18 protein-coding genes are annotated in these 19,415 nt (G+C 70.1%); 13 read left to right on the forward strand and 5 right to left on the reverse strand.

Annotation, left to right across the window (positions count from 1 at the left end):
* Nucleotides 1-2 precede the first annotated feature (2 nt).
* A complete protein-coding gene (locus ABT004_RS15405) occupies nt 3-2,507 on the forward strand; it encodes a [protein-PII] uridylyltransferase (RefSeq protein WP_351336288.1) in 2,505 nt (834 codons plus the stop codon).
* 48 nt (nt 2,508-2,555) lie between these two features.
* On the opposite strand, the gene ABT004_RS15410 is transcribed toward ABT004_RS15405, so the two are convergent.
* Genes ABT004_RS15410 through ABT004_RS15425 form a run of 4 tightly spaced genes read right to left on the reverse strand, consistent with a single transcriptional unit; the run spans nt 2,556 to nt 6,154 of the window.
* A complete protein-coding gene (locus ABT004_RS15410) occupies nt 2,556-3,581 on the reverse strand; it encodes a glycine betaine ABC transporter substrate-binding protein (protein WP_351336291.1) in 1,026 nt (341 codons plus the stop codon).
* Nucleotides 3,582-3,612: 31 nt separating this feature from the next.
* Nucleotides 3,613-4,404 carry an ABC transporter permease gene (locus ABT004_RS15415; RefSeq protein ID WP_351336294.1) on the reverse strand — a complete coding sequence of 264 codons (792 nt, stop codon included), beginning with the start codon at nt 4,402-4,404 and terminating at the stop codon, nt 3,613-3,615.
* Entirely contained in the window at nt 4,401-5,510 is a 1,110-nt protein-coding gene (locus ABT004_RS15420) for an ABC transporter ATP-binding protein (RefSeq protein WP_351336297.1), read from the reverse strand. Before ABT004_RS15420 ends, ABT004_RS15415 begins: the two co-directional genes overlap by 4 nt.
* Nucleotides 5,507-6,154 (reverse strand): ABC transporter permease, encoded by a 648-nt coding sequence (locus ABT004_RS15425; protein WP_351336300.1) that lies wholly within the window; start codon nt 6,152-6,154, stop codon nt 5,507-5,509. The genes ABT004_RS15420 and ABT004_RS15425 overlap by 4 nt, the downstream gene beginning before the upstream one ends.
* A 463-nt stretch (nt 6,155-6,617) precedes the next feature.
* On the opposite strand from ABT004_RS15425, the gene ffh reads away from it, so the two are divergent.
* A complete protein-coding gene (gene ffh / locus ABT004_RS15430; RefSeq protein WP_351336303.1) occupies nt 6,618-8,177 on the forward strand; it encodes a signal recognition particle protein in 1,560 nt (519 codons plus the stop codon).
* Nucleotides 8,178-8,330: 153 nt separating this feature from the next.
* Nucleotides 8,331-10,277, forward strand: a complete 1,947-nt coding sequence (gene ftsH, locus ABT004_RS15435; RefSeq protein ID WP_351336305.1) for an ATP-dependent zinc metalloprotease FtsH — start codon at nt 8,331-8,333, stop codon at nt 10,275-10,277.
* A gap of 96 nt (nt 10,278-10,373) precedes the next feature.
* On the opposite strand, the gene ABT004_RS15440 is transcribed toward ftsH, so the two are convergent.
* The gene (locus ABT004_RS15440) at nt 10,374-11,237 is read right to left on the reverse strand and encodes a class I SAM-dependent methyltransferase (RefSeq protein ID WP_351336308.1); all 864 of its coding nucleotides are present in this window, start codon (nt 11,235-11,237) and stop codon (nt 10,374-10,376) included.
* A gap of 291 nt (nt 11,238-11,528) precedes the next feature.
* Between ABT004_RS15440 and proS the strand changes: the two genes are divergently transcribed.
* The 10 genes from proS (at nt 11,529) to lepB (ABT004_RS15490) (ending at nt 19,345) form a co-directional block, all read left to right on the forward strand.
* Entirely contained in the window at nt 11,529-12,944 is a 1,416-nt protein-coding gene (gene proS / locus ABT004_RS15445; protein WP_351336311.1) for a proline--tRNA ligase, read from the forward strand.
* A 214-nt stretch (nt 12,945-13,158) separates the two neighbouring features.
* A complete protein-coding gene (locus ABT004_RS15450; RefSeq protein WP_351336314.1) occupies nt 13,159-13,755 on the forward strand; it encodes a hypothetical protein in 597 nt (198 codons plus the stop codon).
* 198 nt (nt 13,756-13,953) lie between these two features.
* Nucleotides 13,954-14,376 carry a 30S ribosomal protein S16 gene (rpsP, locus tag ABT004_RS15455; protein WP_351336316.1) on the forward strand — a complete coding sequence of 141 codons (423 nt, stop codon included), beginning with the start codon at nt 13,954-13,956 and terminating at the stop codon, nt 14,374-14,376.
* A gap of 2 nt (nt 14,377-14,378) precedes the next feature.
* On the forward strand, nt 14,379-14,618 hold the full coding sequence (locus ABT004_RS15460; RefSeq protein WP_014176063.1) for an RNA-binding protein: 240 nt from the start codon (nt 14,379-14,381) through the stop codon (nt 14,616-14,618).
* Nucleotides 14,619-14,718: 100 nt separating this feature from the next.
* Nucleotides 14,719-15,294, forward strand: a complete 576-nt coding sequence (gene rimM / locus ABT004_RS15465; RefSeq protein WP_351336319.1) for a ribosome maturation factor RimM — start codon at nt 14,719-14,721, stop codon at nt 15,292-15,294.
* Nucleotides 15,291-16,112, forward strand: coding sequence for a tRNA (guanosine(37)-N1)-methyltransferase TrmD (gene trmD, locus ABT004_RS15470; protein ID WP_351336322.1), 822 nt, complete (start codon nt 15,291-15,293; stop codon nt 16,110-16,112). Before rimM ends, trmD begins: the two co-directional genes overlap by 4 nt.
* Before the next feature lie 132 nt (nt 16,113-16,244).
* Nucleotides 16,245-16,595, forward strand: a complete 351-nt coding sequence (rplS, locus tag ABT004_RS15475) for a 50S ribosomal protein L19 (protein ID WP_351336325.1) — start codon at nt 16,245-16,247, stop codon at nt 16,593-16,595.
* A gap of 78 nt (nt 16,596-16,673) precedes the next feature.
* On the forward strand, nt 16,674-17,378 hold the full coding sequence (gene lepB, locus ABT004_RS15480) for a signal peptidase I (protein WP_351336327.1): 705 nt from the start codon (nt 16,674-16,676) through the stop codon (nt 17,376-17,378).
* Nucleotides 17,371-18,483 carry a signal peptidase I gene (gene lepB, locus ABT004_RS15485; RefSeq protein ID WP_351336330.1) on the forward strand — a complete coding sequence of 371 codons (1,113 nt, stop codon included), beginning with the start codon at nt 17,371-17,373 and terminating at the stop codon, nt 18,481-18,483. Before lepB (ABT004_RS15480) ends, lepB (ABT004_RS15485) begins: the two co-directional genes overlap by 8 nt.
* Complete coding sequence (lepB, locus tag ABT004_RS15490) at nt 18,371-19,345, forward strand: signal peptidase I (protein WP_351336333.1); 975 nt, start codon at nt 18,371-18,373, stop codon at nt 19,343-19,345. The genes lepB (ABT004_RS15485) and lepB (ABT004_RS15490) overlap by 113 nt, the downstream gene beginning before the upstream one ends.
* Nucleotides 19,346-19,415: the final 70 nt, after the last annotated feature.

Genomic DNA, 19,415 nt, shown 5'->3' on the forward strand with positions numbered 1-19,415 from the left:
GGGTGACGAGCGTGAACGACGTACGTGCTGAATCAGAGGATTCCGGACTCGGCGGCTATGCGGCGGCCCGGCTGCGCCTTCTCCAGGGGGAGGCGCGGTCCGGGCCGCCGCGCCGTGCCGCCCTCGCGGAGCTGACCGACGACTGGCTCGCCGAACTCTTCGGCGCCGGGGCGCCGGGCGTCTCCCTCGTGGCGGTCGGCGGGTACGGGCGCGGCGAACTCTCCCCGCGCAGCGACCTCGACCTGCTCCTGCTGCACGACGGCTCGGCGGACCTCAAGGAGGTTGCCGCGCTCGCCGACCGCATCTGGTACCCGGTGTGGGACCTGGGCCTCGCCCTCGACCACTCCGTCCGTACGCCCTCGGAGGCGCGCAAGACCGCGGGCGACGACCTCAAGGTGCAGCTCGGCCTGCTCGACGCCCGGCACCTCGCGGGTGACCTCGGGCTCACGGCGGGCCTGCGCACCGCCGTGCTCGCGGACTGGCGCAACCAGGCGGTGCGGCGGCTGCCCGAACTGCGCGAGCTGTGCGAGGAACGGGCCGGGCGCCAGGGCGAGTTGCAGTTCCTCCTCGAACCCGACCTGAAGGAGGCGCGGGGCGGGCTGCGGGACGCCACCGCGCTGCGCGCCGTCGCCGCCTCCTGGCTCGCGGACGCCCCCCGCGAGGGCCTCGCCGACGCGCGGCGCCGGCTCCTCGACGTACGGGACGCCCTGCATCTGGCGACCGGGCGCGCCACCGACCGGCTCGCGCTCCAGGAGCAGGACCAGGTCGCCGCGGAACTCGGCCTGTTGGACGCCGATACGTTGCTGCGGCAGGTGTACGAGGCCGCGCGCACGGTGTCGTACGCCAGCGACGTCACCTGGCGGGAGGTGGGGCGGGTGCTCAAGTCCCGCTCCGTCAAGCCGCGTCTGCGAAAATTGGCAAGGGAGCGGAGCGACTTCCTTAGAAGGGCGGTGGTGGGCGACGGGCGGGCGCTCGGCGGCGGGAAGTCGGCGCCGGTCGAGCGTTCGCCGCTCGCCGAGGGCGTCGTCGAGATGGAGGGGGAGGTGGTGCTCGCCCGCGCCGCCAAGCCCGAGCGCGACCCGGTGCTGCCGCTGCGCGCCGCCGCCGCTGCCGCCCAGGCCGGACTGCCGCTGTCCCCGCACGCGGTACGGCGGATGGCCGCCGCTGCCCGCCCGCTGCCCGCGCCCTGGCCCGCCGAAGCCCGCGAACAGCTGGTCACGCTGCTCGGCGCGGGCCGGCCGACCATCGACGTGTGGGAAGCCCTTGAGGCCGAGGGACTGATCACCCGGCTGATCCCGGACTGGGAGCGGGTGCGGTGCCGCCCGCAGCGAAATGCCGTGCACACATGGACCGTTGACCGGCACCTCGTCGAAACCGCCGTCCAGGCATCCGAGTTGACCCGCCATGTGCACCGGCCCGACCTGCTGCTCGTCGCGGCGCTGCTGCACGACATCGGCAAGGGCTGGCCGGGGGACCACTCGGTCGCGGGCGAGACCATCGCGCGGGACGTCGCCGCGCGGATCGGCTTCGACCGGGCCGATGTCGCCGTGCTCGCCTCCCTCGTACGGCACCACCTGCTGCTCGTCGAGACCGCCACGCGGCGCGACCTGGAGGACCCGGCGACCGTACGGTCCGTCGCGGACGCGGTCGGCTCGGTCGGCACGCTCGAACTGCTGCACGCGCTGACCGAGGCGGACGCCCTGGCGACCGGCCCGGCCGCGTGGTCGTCCTGGCGGGGCTCGCTCGTCGCCGATCTGGTCAAGCGGGTCGCGGCGGTGCTCGCGGGGGACGAGCCGGTCGACCCGGACGACGCGGAGCCGACCGCCGAGCAGGAACGGCTCGCGGTGGAGGCGCTGCGTACGGGCGGGCCCGTGCTCGCGCTGCGGGCGCAGACCGACGCCGTACCGACCGAGGCGGAGGGAGACGCCGAACCGGAGCCGCTCGGCGTCGAGTTGGTGATCGCGGTGCCGGAGCAGGACGGGGTGCTTCCGGCCGTCGCCGGGGTGCTCGCGATGCACCGGCTGACCGTGCGGACGGCGGAGCTGCGGGCGCTGACACCTCCGGAGGGGGTGGAGGGAGTCGCCCTGCTGCTCGACTGGCGGGTCGCCGCCGAGTATGGCTCGCTGCCGCAGGCCGCGCGGCTGCGCGCCGATCTCGTACGGGCCCTCGACGGCTCGCTCGACATCGCGGCGCGGCTCGCCGAGCGGGACGCCGCGTATCCGCGCAGGCGCGGTGTGGTGGCGCCGCCGGCCCGGGTGACGGTGGCCTCCGCGGGCTCGCGGCGGGCGACGGTGATCGAGGTGCGGGCGCACGACGCGCCGGGTCTGCTGCACCGCATCGGGCGGGCGCTCGAGGGGGCCGGGGTGCGGGTGCGCTCGGCGCATGTGTCGACGCTGGGCGCCAACGCGGTCGACGCGTTCTACGTGGCCGGGGGCGACGGCGGGCCGCTGCCCTCGCAGGAGGCGGTGTCCGTGGCGCGGGGCGTGGAGGAGGCGCTGCGGGGGTGAGCCATGGGTGAGCGGGGCCGGGGAGTGCGCACCCCGGCCCCGGCCGTCTCACTTGCCGATGAAACCGTTCGTACGCAGGAAGTACAGCGCGGCCTGATCGGCGCTCTTCCCCTCCAGGTCGACCATCCCGTTGAGCTTGATGATGGTCTTCTCGGTGAGCGCGTCACCGAGCTTCTTCGACAACTTCGTGAGCTGCGGGTACTTCTTCGCGGTCTCGTCGCGCACGGTCAGCGCGGCCAGCTCCGTCGTGAAGTGCCCCTTGTCGTCGTCCAGGACCTTCAGGTCCAGGGACTCCAGGCGGGCATCCGTCGTGAACACCTCGGCGAACTTGCAGGGGCTGCCCTTCGCCACGTTCACAAAGTTCAGCGCGAACGCGTTCTGGTAGACCTGCGGCGCCCCGAACTTCAGCTTGTACGGGCTCTGTTCCAGCGCCGACAGTTCACGGTCCAGGAACTCCGAGGCCCCGCAGAGCGTGGCGTCCTCCGGGTGGTCCTTCGCCAGCTTCGCCAGGTCGCTGATCGAGTCGACCCTGCCCGCACGGCCCGTCGCGTCGGAGGCGCGGGCGATCGTGTACTGGTTGCCGAACCGGGCCGGGCCCAGCCACTTGATCTTGTGCTTCTTCAGGTCCTCTTTCGACGTCGCCGCGAACTGCGCGGTGCTGCCCTGCACGGGCTTGTCGTGCTGCAGGAACTGGGTCCAGCCGGTGCCGGAGTAGTCCCAGTACATGTCGATGTCGCCGCCCTGCAGCGCGCTGCGCGCGATCGTCGTGCCTTGCAGCCCCGTCTGGTCCTTGGTGCTCGCCCCGGCGGCCTCCAGCGCGTACTTCGTGATCTTGCCGAGGATCTGCTGCTCGGTGAACTCCTTGGAGCCGACCGCGAAGTGCGCGCCCTTCAGGTCGACGTCCTTGGCGATCGAGCCGCCGTCGAGCTGCTTCTGGCTCGCCGTCCGCGGCAGGTTGTCGGTCCCGCCCGATCCGCCGGTGTCCGTGCAGCCGGTCAGCGCGGCGCCGCCGAGCAGGGCGGCGCACAGGACGACCGAGACCTTGGCGCGCGCAGTGGCCGGTCCGCTTCGCATGGATGTCTTCACTTCTCTCACAGGCCCCTTCTCACAGACCGCGCGGGCGCAGCAGGTTCTCGACGATCCCGGCGACCCAGTCCACGAGCAGCGCGAGTACGGCCACGAGCACACTGCCGGTGACCAGGACCAGGTTCCGGCTGGAGTTGATCCCGTTCGAGATCACATCGCCGAGGCCGCCGGCCCCGATGAACGTCGCGAGCGCGACCGTGCCCACCGTGATCACCAGTGCCGTACGGATACCTGCGAGCATCACCGGTACCGCGAGCGGCAGTTCGATCCGGCGCAGCACCTCCCACTTCGTCATCCCCATGCCCTGGGCGGACTCGAGGACCGACGGATCGACCTGCTGAAGGCCCGCGATGGTGTTGCGCAGCACCGGCAGCACCCCGTACGCGACGAACGCGATCAGCGCGATCTGCGTCACCCCGAGGCTGACGAAGGCCACCGCGAGCAGCACGATCAGGCCGAGCGAGGGCAGTGCCTGCCCGATGCTGGCGAGTCCGAGGACGGGCCCCGCGAGGGGGCGGGCCCAGCGGCGGGTGAGCAGCACGCCGAGCGGGATGGCGATCACCAGGATGAACACCGTGGCGACCGCGGTCAGTTCGAGGTGCGTGAGGGTGCGGCTGAGCAGGTAGTCCGCGTTCAGGCTGCGCAGCTCGATCTGGTCCTTCTCCTGCCCGGAGACGTACCAGGCGAGGAGCGCGAGGACCACGGCGAGGGCGAGCGGGGTGAGGACGAGGCGCCACAGCGGCGGCAGGACGCGGGTGCGGTCCGATGGTTTCGCGACCGTGGGGACGTCCTCGACGAGTGCCTGGGTCACGGCCGGGCCCCCTGGAGCAGTCCGGAGGCGCCGTCGGTGTGGATCAGCGTCCGCAGGGTGTCCAGGGTGACGACGCCCCGGTAGCGGCCGATGTCGTCCACGACCGTCAGCGCGGACGCGTTCACTGCGAGCAACTCGTCGAGCGCGTCGTACAGGCTCGTGGCCGGGCCGAGCGGAGAGATCAGCGGCAGCCGCGTGCCACCACCGGCGGGCAGCCAGCCGACGGGGCGGCGGTCCTCGTCCAGGACCACCACGAACTCGCGGTCGCTGTCGGCAGCCGCGTCCTGCTGCGCCTCGGCGCTCGCCGATTCGGCGACGGTGGGCCACAGCGGCACGTCGACGTTCCCGAGCCGGGTCAGCGAGAGACGGCGGACGGCCGCGCCCGACCCGATGAAGTCCGTGACGAACTCGCTGGCGGGCTCGGCGAGGATCTTCTCCGGGGTGTCGTACTGGACGACATTGCCGTGCTCGGCGAAGACGGCGATCTTGTCGCCCATCTTCACGGCCTCGTCGATGTCGTGGGTGACGAAGACGATCGTCTTGCGCAGCTTCGACTGGATCTTGAGGAACTCGTTCTGCAACGCCTCGCGGTTGAGCGGGTCGATGGCGCCGAAGGGCTCGTCCATGAGCATCACCTGCGGGTCGCCGCCGAGCGCGCGGGCGACGCCGACGCGCTGCTGCTGGCCGCCGGAGAGCTGCTTCGGGTAGCGGCCGCGGTACGTGTCCGGGTCCAGGCCCACCATGTCGAGCAGCTCGTCCACGCGCGCGTGGACGCGTTTTTTGTCCCAGCCGAGCAGGCCGGGCACGGTGGCTATGTTCTGGGCGACCGTCTGGTGCGGGAAGAGCCCGGACTGCTGGATCGCGTAACCGATGCGGCGGCGCAGCTCGTGCACCGGGATCGTCGTGACGTCCTCGTCGGCGAGGTGGATGCGGCCGGACGTCGGCTCGATCAGCCGGTTGATCAGCTTCATCGTCGTGGTCTTGCCGCAGCCGGAGGGGCCGACGAAGACGACGATCTTCCCCTCGGGGACCTCCAACGTCAGGTCGTCCACCGCCGGACGCTCCTGCCCCGCGTAGGACTTGGTCAGCCGGTCGAGCCGGATCATCGGGTGACCCCCTTCGGAGTGGTCAGACGGTTGAGCAGGGCGAAGAGCAGATCGAAGAGCAGCGCGAGGACGACGATGGCGAGCGCGCCCTCGAGCGTCAGATAGACGGCGAACGGGGTGCCCGCGCTGGCGAGTCCGTCGAGGATGAGCTTGCCGAGACCGGGGCCGTTCACGGCGGCAGCGATCGCGGCGATGCCGAGCAGCATCTGCGTCGCGACCCGCAGGCCGGTGACGACCACGGGCCAGGCCAGCGGGAACTCGATGGTGGCGAGGACCTTCAGCCGGGTCATGCCCATGGCGTTGGCCGACTCGACGACGGCCGGGTCGATCTCGCGCAGGCCGACCACGGTGTTACGTATGACGGGCAGCAGCGCGTACAGCGTCAGGGCCACCACGGAGGGGCCCGTGCCCAGGCCGAGCGGCGTGATCAGCAGGCCGAACAGCGCGTAGGACGGGATCGTCAGCAGCAGCCCGGCCGTTCCGAGCACAGCGGCGCGCGGCGCCTTCGTCCGGTACGTCAGGATCGCCACCGGCACGCCGATGAGTACGGCGAGGGCCAGTCCTTCGAGGACCAGCAGGATGTGCGCGAGCGTGGCGTCGAGCACATCGGGCCAGTTGCCCTGGAAGTAGTCGAAGAAGTTCACGACGGCCTCCCTTGGGGTGCCGGTGGCCTGCGTACTGGCCGTGACGGCCGGTCCGCAGAGGGAGCGAGGGAGGTCATCTGTGAGCTCCAGTTCACGTCAGAGGTGTGTACGGCGGTCTGCCGCACGGCTGTTGGTGGCGGTTCCGGACACGACCGGGCACGCCCCGGCCCGGGGCGAAGGAGAGGGGTGGTGTCGAAACCTGAAGGCGCCTACCCAGTCGGGCGCCACTGATGTGCACGGGTTTACGGAACCGCTGGGACCGTAATTATGGTGAACGTCCTGGTCACGCCCTGGTCACGCCGGGGTGTCCGCGGCGGATATGGAGGCGTATGCACTGTTTTTTCGTACGTGGGTGCGACCTGTGGGGCGCATCGGCACCGGGCCACTGACCACGGCACCGCGGGCGGATACCCTGGAGAGCGACCTGTCCCTTAAGCCCCCGACCCGAGGATTCGCGACCGCCGTGTTCGACACTCTCTCCGATCGCCTCGCAGCGACATTCAAGAACCTCCGCGGCAAGGGGCGCCTCAGCGAGGCGGACATCGACGCCACGGCGCGCGAGATCCGGATCGCCCTCCTTGAAGCCGACGTGGCCCTGCCCGTCGTCCGCGCCTTCATCAAGCAGATCAAGGAGCGGGCGACCGGCGTCGAGGTCTCCCAGGCCCTGAACCCCGCCCAGCAGGTCATCAAGATCGTCAACGAGGAGCTCATCGGCATCCTCGGCGGCGAGACCCGCCGGCTGCGTTTCGCCAAGACCGGCCCGACCGTGATCATGCTCGCGGGTCTGCAGGGTGCGGGTAAGACGACCCTCGCGGGCAAGCTGGGCCTCTGGCTCAAGTCCCAGGGCCACTCGCCGCTGCTCGTCGCCTGTGACCTCCAGCGCCCGAACGCCGTGAACCAGCTGAGCGTCGTCGCCGAGCGCGCCGGCGTCGGCATCTACGCGCCCGAGCCGGGCAACGGCGTGGGCGACCCGGTCAAGGTCGCCAAGGACTCCATCGAGCACGCCAAGGCCAAGGTCTACGACGTCGTCATCGTCGACACCGCGGGCCGCCTCGGCATCGACCAGGAGCTGATGCAGCAGGCCGCGGACATCCGCGACGCCGTGCGCCCGGACGAGGTCCTCTTCGTCGTCGACGCCATGATCGGTCAGGACGCGGTCAACACGGCCGAGGCCTTCCGTGACGGAGTCGGCTTCGACGGTGTGGTGCTCTCCAAGCTCGACGGTGACGCCCGTGGTGGTGCCGCGCTCTCCATCGCACAGGTCACCGGCAAGCAGATCATGTTCGCCTCCAACGGCGAGAAGCTGGACGACTTCGACGCGTTCCACCCGGACCGCATGGCGTCCCGCATCCTCGGCATGGGCGACATGCTCACGCTGATCGAGAAGGCCGAGCAGACCTTCTCGCAGCAAGAGGCCGAGAAGATGGCCTCGAAGCTGGCCTCCAAGAAGGGCCAGGACTTCACGCTCGACGACTTCCTGGCGCAGATGGAGCAGGTCAGGAAGATGGGCTCCATCTCCAAGCTGCTCGGCATGATGCCCGGCATGGGCCAGATGAAGGACCAGATCAACAACCTCGACGAGCGCGATGTCGACCGCACGGCTGCCATCATCAAGTCGATGACCCCGGCCGAGCGCGCGGACGCCGCGATCATCAACGGCTCGCGTCGCGCCCGTATCGCCAAGGGCTCCGGCGTCGAGGTCAGCGCGGTCAAGAACCTGGTCGAGCGGTTCTTCGAGGCCCGCAAGATGATGTCCCGCATGGCTCAGGGCGGCGGCATGCCGGGGATGCCGGGCATGCCCGGCTCGGGCGGTGGCCCCGGCAAACAGAAGAAGCAGCAGAAGAAGGCCAAGGGCAAGCAGCGCTCCGGCAACCCCATGAAGCGTCAGCAGCAGGAGAAGGACGAGGCCGCCCGGCGCGCGGCCGCCGCCGAGGCGGGCGGCGCCCTCGGCCTGCCCGGCGCGGGCCAGCAGGACCCGAAGGACTTCGAGCTCCCCGACGAGTTCAAGAAGTTCATGGGCTGAGACCTCAGCCGCTGTAAGGGGCGTCCGCCATTGCGGGCGCCCCTTACGCATGTCCACGAGTGGCGCGCCCCCTGCACCTGTGCGGTCATGGGCGGAAGGCCTTGGGTCCGTGACGGCACCCGAGGGCCGCAGGTGGCAGGAGGAGAGGCAGGCGTGGCGAACCCCGTACCCCCGCGCGATCGGACGGATCAGCCCTGGCGGTCCGAGGGCGCGCCGCCCCCTCCGCCCCCGCAGGGGCCCAAGCGCAAGATGCCCGGCGGCTGGGGCGGCCTCATCCTGACGGCCCTGATCGTCTACCTCATCGCCAACCTGGTGCTGTCGTTCTTCAACGAGGGCGACGAGCCGACGGTCTCGTACACCGAGTTCAGCAAGCAGGTCGCGGCCGACAACGTCACCAAGATCTACTCCAAGGGCGACGCGATCCAGGGCGAGCTCAAGAAGGAGAAGCCCACACCCAAGGACAGCGACAGCAAGCGCAAGAACTACACCAAGTTCACGACGCAGCGCCCGGCCTTCGCCGATGACGACCTCTGGGCCAACCTGGAGAAGCACGACGTCACGGTGACGGCCGAACCCGTCGTCCAGGAGCGCAGCTTCCTGTCCAACCTGCTCATCTCGCTCGCCCCGATGCTCCTCCTCGTCGTGCTGTGGGTGTTCATCGCGCGGCGCATGAGCCAGGGGGGCATGGGAGGCGGCGCCGGCGGCATGCTCGGCCGCAAGCAGCCGCCCAAGCCCGTCGAGCTCGAACCCGGCAAGAAGCGCACCACCTTCCAGGACGTCGCCGGCATCGACGAGGTCAAGGGCGAGCTCGACGACGTCGTCGACTTCCTCAAGAACCCGCAGGACTACCGGGCCATGGGCGCCAAGATGCCGCGTGGCGTGCTCCTCGCGGGCCCGCCCGGCACCGGTAAGACGCTGCTCGCGCGGGCGGTCGCCGGCGAGGCGGGAGTGCCGTTCTTCTCGGCCTCCGCCTCCGAGTTCATCGAGATGATCGTCGGCGTCGGCGCCTCGCGCGTACGGGAGCTGTTCGCCGAGGCCCGCAAGGTCGCCCCGTCGATCATCTTCATCGACGAGATCGACACCATCGGCCGGGCCCGCGGCGGTGGCGGCGGCATGGGCGGCCACGACGAGCGCGAGCAGACCCTCAACCAGATCCTCACGGAGATGGACGGCTTCTCCGGCTCGGAGGGCGTCATCGTCATCGCGGCGACCAACCGCGCGGACGTCCTCGACCCGGCGCTGACCCGGCCGGGGCGCTTCGACCGCATGGTCACCGTCTCGCCGCCGGACCGCGACGGCCGCGAGTCCATCCTCAAGATCCACACCCGGGACATCCCGCTGGCCCCCGATGTCGACCTCACCCAGGTCGCCCGTACGACCCCGGGCATGACCGGCGCCGACCTCGCGAACCTGACCAACGAGGCCGCGCTGCTCGCCGTCAAGCGCAAGGAGAAGCAGGTCGGCCAGTCGGAGCTGTCCGAAGCGCTCGAAAAGGTCCAGCTCGGCGCCGAACGGCCGCTGGTGATGCCCGACGACGAGCGCCGCCGCACCGCCTTCCACGAGAGCGGCCACGCCCTCCTCGGCATGCTGCAGCCCGGCGCCGACCCCGTCCGCAAGATCACGATCGTGCCGCGAGGCCGCGCCCTCGGCGTCACGCTCTCCACCCCGGACTCCGACAAGTACGCGTACACGGAGGAGTACCTCAGGGGCCGCATCATCGGCGCCCTCGGAGGCATGGCGGCCGAACACGTCGTCTACGGAGTCATCACGACCGGCGCTGAGAACGACCTGGAGCAGGTCACCAACATCGCCCGCGGCATGGTCGCCCGCTGGGGCATGAGCGAGAAGGTCGGCCGCCTGTCCGCCCTCCCGAGCGACGCCCAGCAGGCGTACGGGCTGTCCGCCGCCCCCGACACCCTCGACACGATCGACGGCGAGATGCGCCGCATCGTGGACGAGTGCTACGAGGAGGCGTGCCAGAAGCTGCGCGACAACCGGGACAAGCTCGACGCACTGGCCGAGGCGCTCATGGAGAACGAGACGCTGGAGGAGGCGGACGCGTACCGGATCGCCGGCGTCGCGCGCTTCACCAAGGACTGAACCGGCAGCCTGTCCCTCGGGCCCGCACGCCGCATGGTGTGCGGGCCTTCGGCTTGTGGCGTCTCCTCGTGGTGTCTCACGGCGTGTTGTGGCGTCTCACGGCGTGCGGGCTATCAGGTACCTGAACACATTGGGCATCCACACCGTGCCGTCGGCGCGCACATGGGCCCGCAGCGCCTCGGACACCTCCTTGTCGACCTGCGCCGGGTCCGTCGCCCCCACGGCGGCGTCGAACAGGCCCGTCGAAAGCAGCCCGCGCACCGCGCTCTCGGCGTCCGCGTACCCGAAGGGGCACGCCACCCGGCCGGAACCGTCGGGCCGCAGCCCCGCCCGCTGAGCGACCTCCTCCAGGTCGTCACGGAGTGCCGGGCGCCAACTACCCGTACTACGTAGAGGGTCGGCGAGTTTTGTGGCCACCCGTAGGACGGACGAGGTGGCACAGCGCTCCGGAGGGCCCCAGCCGACGAGCACCACGGCGGCGCCCCGGTCTGCCAGGGGTGCCACGCTCTCCAGGCGCGCCGAAAGCCCCTCGGAGTCCCCGGCCACACACCCGATCGGCCGGAATCCGGTGATCACGTCGTACGGGGCTCCGCCGGGATCGGTCGCGGTGAGATCGGCGGCGTCGGCCGTCGTGAGCCGGGCGTCCGCGGCCTCCCGCGGCGCGGAGGCGTCGGGCAGCAGCCGCTCCTCGGCCAGGGCGAGGAGCTCGGGATGCGAGGGCTCGACGCCGGTGACGGCCGCGCCGCGCGACGCCGCCATCAGGAGCGCGAGCCCGGAGCCGCAGTCGAGCCCGAGGAGCCGGGTGCCCGCACCGACCTCCAGGCGCTCGTAGACCGCTTCGTAGAGCGGCACCAGCATCCGTTCCTGAATCTCCGCCCAGTCACGCGCGCGTGCGCACAAATCCGTCCGCGGCGCGGGGGCCGTGTGAGGGAGGTGCCGCCGCACGAGCGTAGGTGTCATCGAAAGTGCCCCAATCCACCGAGAGATACCGAGAGTTGTCGCCGTGCCGACTGCCCGTACGCGTGGCGTCCGACCGTGTTCGCGCGCTGCTCGCGCTCCCCCCCCCCCGTAAGCCAGAAAACTCCGCAACGTCCGCCGCGTCTAGGGGGTGATTGGCAGGCGCGGCGACAATGCGCGTGTGCACCGTCGTGCGCCCCCGGGAGGTCATATGACGGGCGCACGCGGGTGGCCCCGGGCATACGGGCGAAAAGGATTCGAGTGCTCCACGGCCCGCGCCGTAGCATCCGCGCCATGGCCAAACCCCGCGTTCTCACGCCCCGGACGGAAGACTTTCCGCGCTGGTACCAGGACCTGATCACCAAGGCCGAACTGGCCGACAACGGCCCGGTGCGCGGCACCATGGTCATCCGACCGTACGGCTACGGCCTGTGGGAGCGGATGCAGCGGGAGATGGATGACCGCATCAAGGAGACGGGCGCGCAGAACGCGTACTTCCCGCTCCTGATCCCGCAGTCGTACCTCACCAAGGAGGCCGACCACGTCGAGGGCTTCGCGCCCGAGCTGGCCGTGGTCACGCACGGCGGCGGCAAGGTGCTGGAGGAGCCCGCCGTCGTCCGCCCCACCTCCGAGATGGTCGTCAACGCCTCCTTCGCCAAGTGGGTGCAGAGCTACCGGGACCTGCCGCTGCTCATCAACCAGTGGGCGAACGTGGTCCGCTGGGAGCTCAGGCCCCGCCTCTTCCTGCGTACGACGGAATTCCTCTGGCAGGAGGGCCACACGGCGCACGCGACCTACGAAGAGGCGCGCGACTTCGCGGCGCGCATCCACCGGGACGTCTACGCGGACTTCATGGAGAACGTCCTCGCGATGGACGTCCTCCTGGGGCGGAAGACGACCAAGGAGCGCTTCGCCGGCGCCATCAACACCCTCACCCTCGAAGGGATGATGGGCGACGGCAAGGCCCTCCAGATGGGCACGAGCCACGAACTCGGCCAGAACTTCGCCAAGGCGTTCAACACGCGCTTCCTGTCCAAGGACGGCACGGAGGAGCTGGTCTGGCAGACCTCCTGGGGCTCGACGACCCGCATGATCGGCGCGCTGGTGATGATGCACGGCGACGACAACGGGCTGCGCGTCCCGCCCCGCCTCGCGGCCACCCAGGTCGTCGTGCTCGCCGTCAAGGACGACGAGGCGGTGCTCCACAAGGTGCGCGAAATCGGCGACGTACTTAAGAAGGCGGGAATCCGTGTCCACGTGGACGACCGCACCGACACCCCCTTCGGCCGCCGCGCCGTCGACTGGGAACTGAAGGGCGTGCCCGTACGCGTCGAGGTCGGGCCCCGCGACCTGGAGAACGGCACCGCGATGCTCGCCCGGCGCATCCCCGGCGGCAAGACCCCGGTCGCCCTGGAGGCGCTGGTCGCCGTGGTGCCCAAGATCCTGGAGGAGGACCAGGCGCTGCTGCTCGCGCAGTCACGGGAGCGGCGGCGGCTGCGGACGACCGACGTGGCCACGGTCGCCGAGGCCCTGGAGGCGACCTCCGCGGGCGGTTGGGCGCGCATCCCGTGGGCCACCCTCGGGGAGGCGGGCGAGAACGAGCTCGCCGGGCACGGCGTCTCCGTACGGTGTCTGATCACCCCCGAAGGGGCGGTGCCGGACGCCGACGACGCGGCCGGTAACGTCGCGGTCGTCGCACGCGCCTACTAGGCGCGCGTAGCCGGAGGGCGCCCGCGAAGACGGAGGGCGTTCGTGAAGGCGTACGTGCCACTACGCACCACCTTGGTGTGAGCTGTGCGCCTTCTCCGTACATTTGCGCACCCGCCCTCCTCGGGACGCATCAGTGGGAACTGACTGGTACGTGCAAATTATTTGGGATGCCCCGGAATAGGAACACGGAGGCCCCCCGGCTCGTTGTCACGACGTGAGCACGACACCACCTGTCCTCGCCGCAGAACTGGCAGGGGCGTGGGCCGACATTCAGCGGCACCACCCCGAGCTGCCGGATCTTGCCGCGCCCGAATCCCTGATCGGCGAGTCGTCGTCCGCCTGTGGACGCGAGCTCTCCTTCGAACGACTCCTTCATGAGGCAGTCCACGGCATCGCAGCCGCGCGCGGAATCCGCGACACCTCGCGCGCCGGCCGCTATCACAATCGCAGATTCCTGGCCATCGCCGAGGAGTTGGGCCTCGACCATCCAGAGGAACCACACCCCAGCAGCGGCTTCTCGCTGGTCACGCTCAACCCGGAGGCGAAGCAGCGCTACCGCCAGACGATCGAGCGGATCCAGCGCGCACTGAAGGCGCACACCGTGGCGACCGCCGCGGACACCAAGCGAAGCTTCCGCGGCCCCGCCGCTCGGCACGGCTCCTCCGGGGGCGGCGTCCGCGTCAAGGCGGTCTGCGACTGCGGGCGCAACGTCCGAGTGGTGCCGTCGGTGCTCGCCCAGGCCCCGATCATGTGCGGCGGCTGCGGAAAGCCGTTCCGCATCCCGGAGATCGTCGGTGTCGCGGCGGGCTGAGGGCCGTGTTCCTGGTGGGGGGCCGGACCGGAGTTCGGTCACCCCCACGGCATGTGGCACAATGGCTAGCTGTACTCGACAGTCGCATAGGACCCCTCTCTCCTCCGGCTGACGCGTCCGTCGGGCACTCGGGTACCGCAACCCCACGCGGCAATCTCGCCGTGCCCACCCACGTCAAGACCAGGAGACACCACTCCCGTGGCAGTCAAGATCAAGCTGAAGCGTCTGGGCAAGATCCGCGCGCCTCACTACCGCATCATCGTCGCCGACTCCCGCACCCGCCGTGACGGCCGTGCGATCGAGGAGATCGGCCTGTACCACCCGGTGCAGAACCCGTCGCGCATCGAGGTCGACTCGGAGCGTGCGCTGTACTGGCTGGGTGTCGGCGCGCAGCCGACCGAGCCGGTCATGGCCATCCTCAAGCTCACCGGTGACTGGCAGAAGCACAAGGGTCTGCCCGCCCCCGCGCCGCTGAAGGTCGCCGAGCCGAAGGCCGCCCGCCCCTCCTTCGAGGCGCTGGCCACCGAGGACGGTCCCAAGGGTGAGGCCATCACCCAGAAGAAGAAGGCTGAGAAGAAGGACGAGGCCGCTGAGGCCCCGTCCGAGTCGACCGAGGCCTGAGCATGCTCGAGGAGGCTCTTGAGCACCTCGTGAAGGGCATCGTCGACAACCCCGACGACGTGCAGGTCGCCTCGCGCAACCTGCGCCGGGGGCGCGTCCTCGAGGTCCGGGTCCACCCCGACGACCTCGGCAAGGTGATCGGCCGCAACGGCCGCACCGCGCGCGCTCTGCGTACCGTCGTGGGTGCCATCGGCGGCCGTGGTGTCCGCGTCGACCTCGTCGACGTCGACCAGGTTCGCTGAGAAAAGTTGAACACCGGCTCGGGCCGGGGAGGGCTTACGAGCCGTCCCCGGCCCGATTCGTTTGAGCCGCCTTCGGCGGCCTGACAGGAGAGTTTCCGACGTGCAGTTGGTAGTCGGGCGCATCGGTCGCGCCCACGGCATCAAGGGTGAGGTCACCATCGAGGTGCGCACCGACGAGCCCGAGCTGCGGCTCGGCCCCGGCGCGCGACTCGCCACCGACCCGGCCTCCACCGGGCCGCTCACCATCGAGTCCGGCCGGGTGCACAGCGGCCGGCTGCTGCTGCGCTTCGAGGGCGTACGGGACAGGACCGCGGCCGAGGCGCTGCGCAACACCCTCCTGATCGCCGCGGTGGACCCCGAGGAACTGCCCGAGGAAGAGGACGAGTTCTACGACCACCAGCTCATGGACCTCGACGTCGTCCTCGCCGACGGCACCGAGGTCGGCCGGATCACGGAGATCTCACACCTGCCCTCGCAGGACCTGTTCATCGTGGAGCGGCCCGACGGCAGCGAGGTCATGATCCCGTTCGTCGAGGAGATCGTCACCGAGATCGACCTCGAAGAGCAGAAGGCTGTCATCGACCCGCCGCCCGGGCTGATCGACGACCGCGCGGAGATCGCGTCGTCGCGCGAGGAGTCGCCGCGCGAAGAGGAAGAGGGGGACGGGTCCGCATGAGGCTCGACGTCGTCACGATCTTCCCCGAGTACCTTGAGCCGCTGAACGTCTCCCTCGTCGGCAAGGCACGCGCGCGTGGTCAACTCGACGTCCACGCGCACGACTTGCGGCAGTGGACCCACGACCGGCACAACACGGTCGACGACACCCCCTACGGCGGCGGCCCCGGCATGGTCATGAAGACCGAGCCGTGGGGCGAATGCCTCGACGACGTACTCGCCGAAGGGTACGAGAGTGGCGCTCAGGGGCCCGTCCTGGTCGTCCCCACGCCCTCGGGGCGCCCCTTCACCCAGGAACTCGCCGTGGAGCTCTCCGAGCGCCCCTGGCTGGTCTTCACGCCCGCGCGCTACGAGGGCATCGACCGCCGCGTCATCGACGAGTACACGACCCGTATGCCGGTCTACGAGGTCTCCATCGGTGACTACGTCCTCGCGGGCGGGGAGGCCGCCGTGCTCGTGATCACGGAGGCCGTGGCGCGCCTGCTGCCCGGCGTACTCGGCAACGCCTCCTCGTACGAGGACGACTCCTTCGCACCGGGCGCGATGGCCAACCTCCTGGAGGGGCCCGTCTACACGAAGCCTCCCGAGTGGCGCGGCCGGGACATCCCCGACGTGCTGCTCAGCGGCCATCACGGCAAGATCGCCCGCTGGCGCCGCGACGAGGCGCTGCGCCGCACCGTGCGCCACCGGCCCGATCTGATCGAGCGCACCGACCCCAAGGCCTTCGACAAGAAGGACCGCGAAATGCTCTCGATCCTGGGCTGGGGGCCGCGCCCCGACGGACGATTTGGGCCGACGCCCGAGATCGTGGAAGAATAGGCCGCTGCTGTACGTCCAGCCTGCGCCCCTGCCACAGGGGGAACGACGCAAGGCCCGACGCGAACAGCTACCGAAACTCATCGCATACCTCCCGCCGATGACCTGTGGCATCGGCGAAGAAAGCAGACGATCATGGCTAACCTGCTCGACTCCGTCGACTCCGCTTCCCTGCGCAGCGACGTCCCGGCCTTCCGCCCCGGCGACACCGTCAACGTCCACGTGCGCGTCATCGAGGGCAACCGCTCCCGTGTGCAGCAGTTCAAGGGCGTAGTCATCCGCCGCCAGGGCGCCGGCGTCCGCGAGACCTTCACGGTCCGCAAGGTCTCCTTCTCCGTCGGCGTCGAGCGCACCTTCCCGGTGCACACCCCGATCGTCGAGAAGATCGAGCTCGTCACCAAGGGCGACGTCCGCCGCGCCAAGCTGTACTACCTCCGTGACCTGCGCGGCAAGGCCGCGAAGATCAAGGAGAAGCGCGAGAACTGAGCCGCTCGACGCCCCCAGAGGGCGTCGGCGCATCTCGCCTGCGGCGTCCACAGTGCGGCCGGATAGCATCTGGCCTCGATGGACACCGAAGCACAGCATGAGGAGCGCGACCGCTCCTCCGAGCCCCATGAGGACACCTCACCGGGCGAGGAGGACCGGTCGCGCTCCTCTTTGCTCTCCGGGGTGGTCGACTGGCTGCCGGGCGGCCGCATCACCCTGACCCTGCTGCTGTGCCTGGCCTGCCTGCTGGCCCTCAGCGTCTTCGTGGCGCAGCCGTTCCAGATCCCCAGCGGCTCCATGGAGAGCACATTGAGGGTCGGGGACCGCGTTCTCGTAAATAAGTTGGCGTACCGTTTCGGTGCCGAGCCGACCCGTGGCGACGTGGTCGTCTTCGACGGCAGCGGGTACTTCGGCGAGGGCGACTACATCAAGCGCGTCGTGGGCACGGGGGGAGACCGGGTGGTCTGCTGCGACAGCAAGGGGAGGATCGAGGTGAACGGGAAGTCCGTGGACGAGCGCGCCGTGCTGCACGCCACGGACGCGCCTTCGGAGGTGCCGTTCAACATCGTGGTTCCCGAGGACACCCTCTTTCTGCTCGGTGACCATCGCAGCGACTCCCGTGACTCCCGCGACTACTTGGGCGCACCTGGCGGCGGGTTCGTCCCCCTGGACCAGGTCATCGGCAAGGCCCAGTGGATCGCGTGGCCGACCGGGCACTGGCACTCCTTGTCCCGTACGGACCTCTACGCGCGCGTGCCTGCACCCGGCGGCGCGCATGGGTAGGCGGGGCAAATCGCGCAGTCACCGCGGCGACGAGCGGCTGCCCACCGGCAGCCGGCCCACCAGCGGCCCCGAGCAGCAGGGCAGGGCCGAGCGGCGCAAGCTCGCCCGCAAGGTGAAGCGCCGCCGACGGCGCTCCGTACTGAAGGAAATACCCCTCCTCATAGGCGTGGCCCTGGCCATCGCGCTCGTCCTGAAGACGTTCCTGGTGCAGGCCTTCGTCATCCCGTCGGGCTCCATGGAACAGACGATCAGGATCGGCGACCGGGTTCTGGTCGACAAGCTCACTCCCTGGTTCGGCGCGCAGGTGCAGCGCGGCGACGTCGTCGTCTTCAACGACCCGGGGAAGTGGCTCGAGCAGGAGGCCGGCCAGAAGACGGAGCCCCCGGTCGGCGTGAAGCAGGTCAAGGAAGGCCTGACCTGGATCGGGTTGCTGCCGTCCGACAATGAACGCGACCTCATCAAGCGGGTCGTGGGCGTCGGCGGCGACACCGTGAAGTGCTGCGACACAAAGGGCCGCGTCACGGTGAACGGGACACCGCTCGAAGAGCGTGCGTACATCCATCCCGGTAACGCCCCCTCGAAGTTCGACTTCTCTGTGAAGGTGCCCAAGGGGCGCCTGTTCGTGATGGGCGACCATCGCGCCAACTCCGCGGATTCCCGCTATCACCTCACCGAGGCCTTCAACGGGACGGTGTCGGAGGAGTCCGTCGTGGGGCGGGCCCGGTTCATCGGGTGGCCGATCGGTCACTGGACCTCGCTGTCGGAGCCGCCGACCTTCGCGGCCGTGGCCGACGCGCAAGGAGGCGGGTCGACCGCCGCCTCAGGAACGTCGCATAGGGTGGCCTCCACGTACGGTGCCGGACCGGGCTCGAACGCTTCGGATTCGGAACGATTTATCCCCCTCCCGACCCCTGCGGAACTCCCGCTCGTTATGGGAGTGGTGGGCCTGCATCGGATACGGATCAGGCGGCGGCACGGAGTGAGGAGTGGATGTGGGGGACTTGGCGGTCGGCGCACGGTCAGGGCATGGCCCCGAAGAGGAGCCCGGGCGATCCGACGACGTGGCGGGTCAGGACCCCGCGGGCCGGGCGCCCGAGGCGGGTGACGGCTCGACGGCCGGGCCCATGGGCGAGGCGGAGTCGAGCAGTGGGTCGAAGGGCGGACCCAAGAAGGCGCGTTCCTTCTGGAAGGAACTGCCGCTCCTCATCGTCATCGCGCTCGTCCTCGCGCTGGTGATCAAGACGTTCCTGGTCCAGGCGTTCTCGATCCCTTCGGCGTCGATGGAGAACACGCTGAAGATCGGCGACCGGGTGCTGGTCGACAAGCTCACCCCGTGGTTCGGCTCGGAGCCGGAGCGCGGCGAGGTCATCGTCTTCCACGACCCGGCGAGCTGGCTCGAGGGCGAGCCGACGCCGGAGCCGAACGCCGTCCAGACGGTGCTCAGTTGGGTCGGCCTGATGCCGTCCGCGGACGAGAAGGACCTCATCAAGCGCGTCGTCGGCGTCGGTGGCGACACCATCGAGTGCAACGGCACGGGACCGCTCAAGGTCAACGGCAAGGCGCTGAACGAGCCGTACGTCTACCCGGGCAACACCCCGTGCAGCGACGACAACGCCGGTGGAACGTTCAAGGTGAAGGTTCCCCAGGGCAAAGTTTGGGCCATGGGTGACCACCGCCAGGACTCCATGGACTCGCGCTACCACCAGAACGACAAGAACGGCGGCTTCGTCCCCGTGGACAACGTCGTGGGTCGCGCCATCGTCGTAGCCTGGCCGCCCACGCACTGGTCGATGCTGCCGGTGCCGGACACCTTCGACCAGTCCGGTCTCAACGCCGTGGCGAACGCGGCTCCGGGCGCGCTCGGGCTCGCGGGTGCGGCGCCGCTGGTGCTGTGGCGCAGGCGCAAGATCAATCAGCGCGTTACCGAGGGGAACACCAGGGTTTCTGCGGCTGGTGGCGCCCGGTAGGGTGCCGTCCCAGATCGCCGATCTTCCGTGGTCCGCACCGTTCCGGGGCTGGTTCGACGAGATCGATTTC

Origin of the sequence: Streptomyces sp. NPDC002790, from assembly GCF_040295505.1 — a bacterium.
Classification (GTDB): Bacteria; Actinomycetota; Actinomycetes; order Streptomycetales; family Streptomycetaceae; genus Streptomyces.

What these genes read in the sequence shown, in the direction of transcription:
- proS (WP_351336311.1), top strand. Translation starts at nt 11,529, where the DNA reads ATGGCCAAACCCCGCGTTCTCACGCCCCGGACGGAAGACTTTCCGCGC.
- ABT004_RS15440 (WP_351336308.1), bottom strand. Translation starts at nt 11,237, where the DNA reads ATGACACCTACGCTCGTGCGGCGGCACCTCCCTCACACGGCCCCCGCG.
- ABT004_RS15420 (WP_351336297.1), bottom strand. Translation starts at nt 5,510, where the DNA reads ATGATCCGGCTCGACCGGCTGACCAAGTCCTACGCGGGGCAGGAGCGT.
- lepB (WP_351336330.1), top strand. Translation starts at nt 17,371, where the DNA reads ATGGGTAGGCGGGGCAAATCGCGCAGTCACCGCGGCGACGAGCGGCTG.
- trmD (WP_351336322.1), top strand. Translation starts at nt 15,291, where the DNA reads ATGAGGCTCGACGTCGTCACGATCTTCCCCGAGTACCTTGAGCCGCTG.
- rplS (WP_351336325.1), top strand. Translation starts at nt 16,245, where the DNA reads ATGGCTAACCTGCTCGACTCCGTCGACTCCGCTTCCCTGCGCAGCGAC.
- ABT004_RS15410 (WP_351336291.1), bottom strand. Translation starts at nt 3,581, where the DNA reads ATGCGAAGCGGACCGGCCACTGCGCGCGCCAAGGTCTCGGTCGTCCTG.
- lepB (WP_351336327.1), top strand. Translation starts at nt 16,674, where the DNA reads ATGGACACCGAAGCACAGCATGAGGAGCGCGACCGCTCCTCCGAGCCC.
- ABT004_RS15460 (WP_014176063.1), top strand. Translation starts at nt 14,379, where the DNA reads ATGCTCGAGGAGGCTCTTGAGCACCTCGTGAAGGGCATCGTCGACAAC.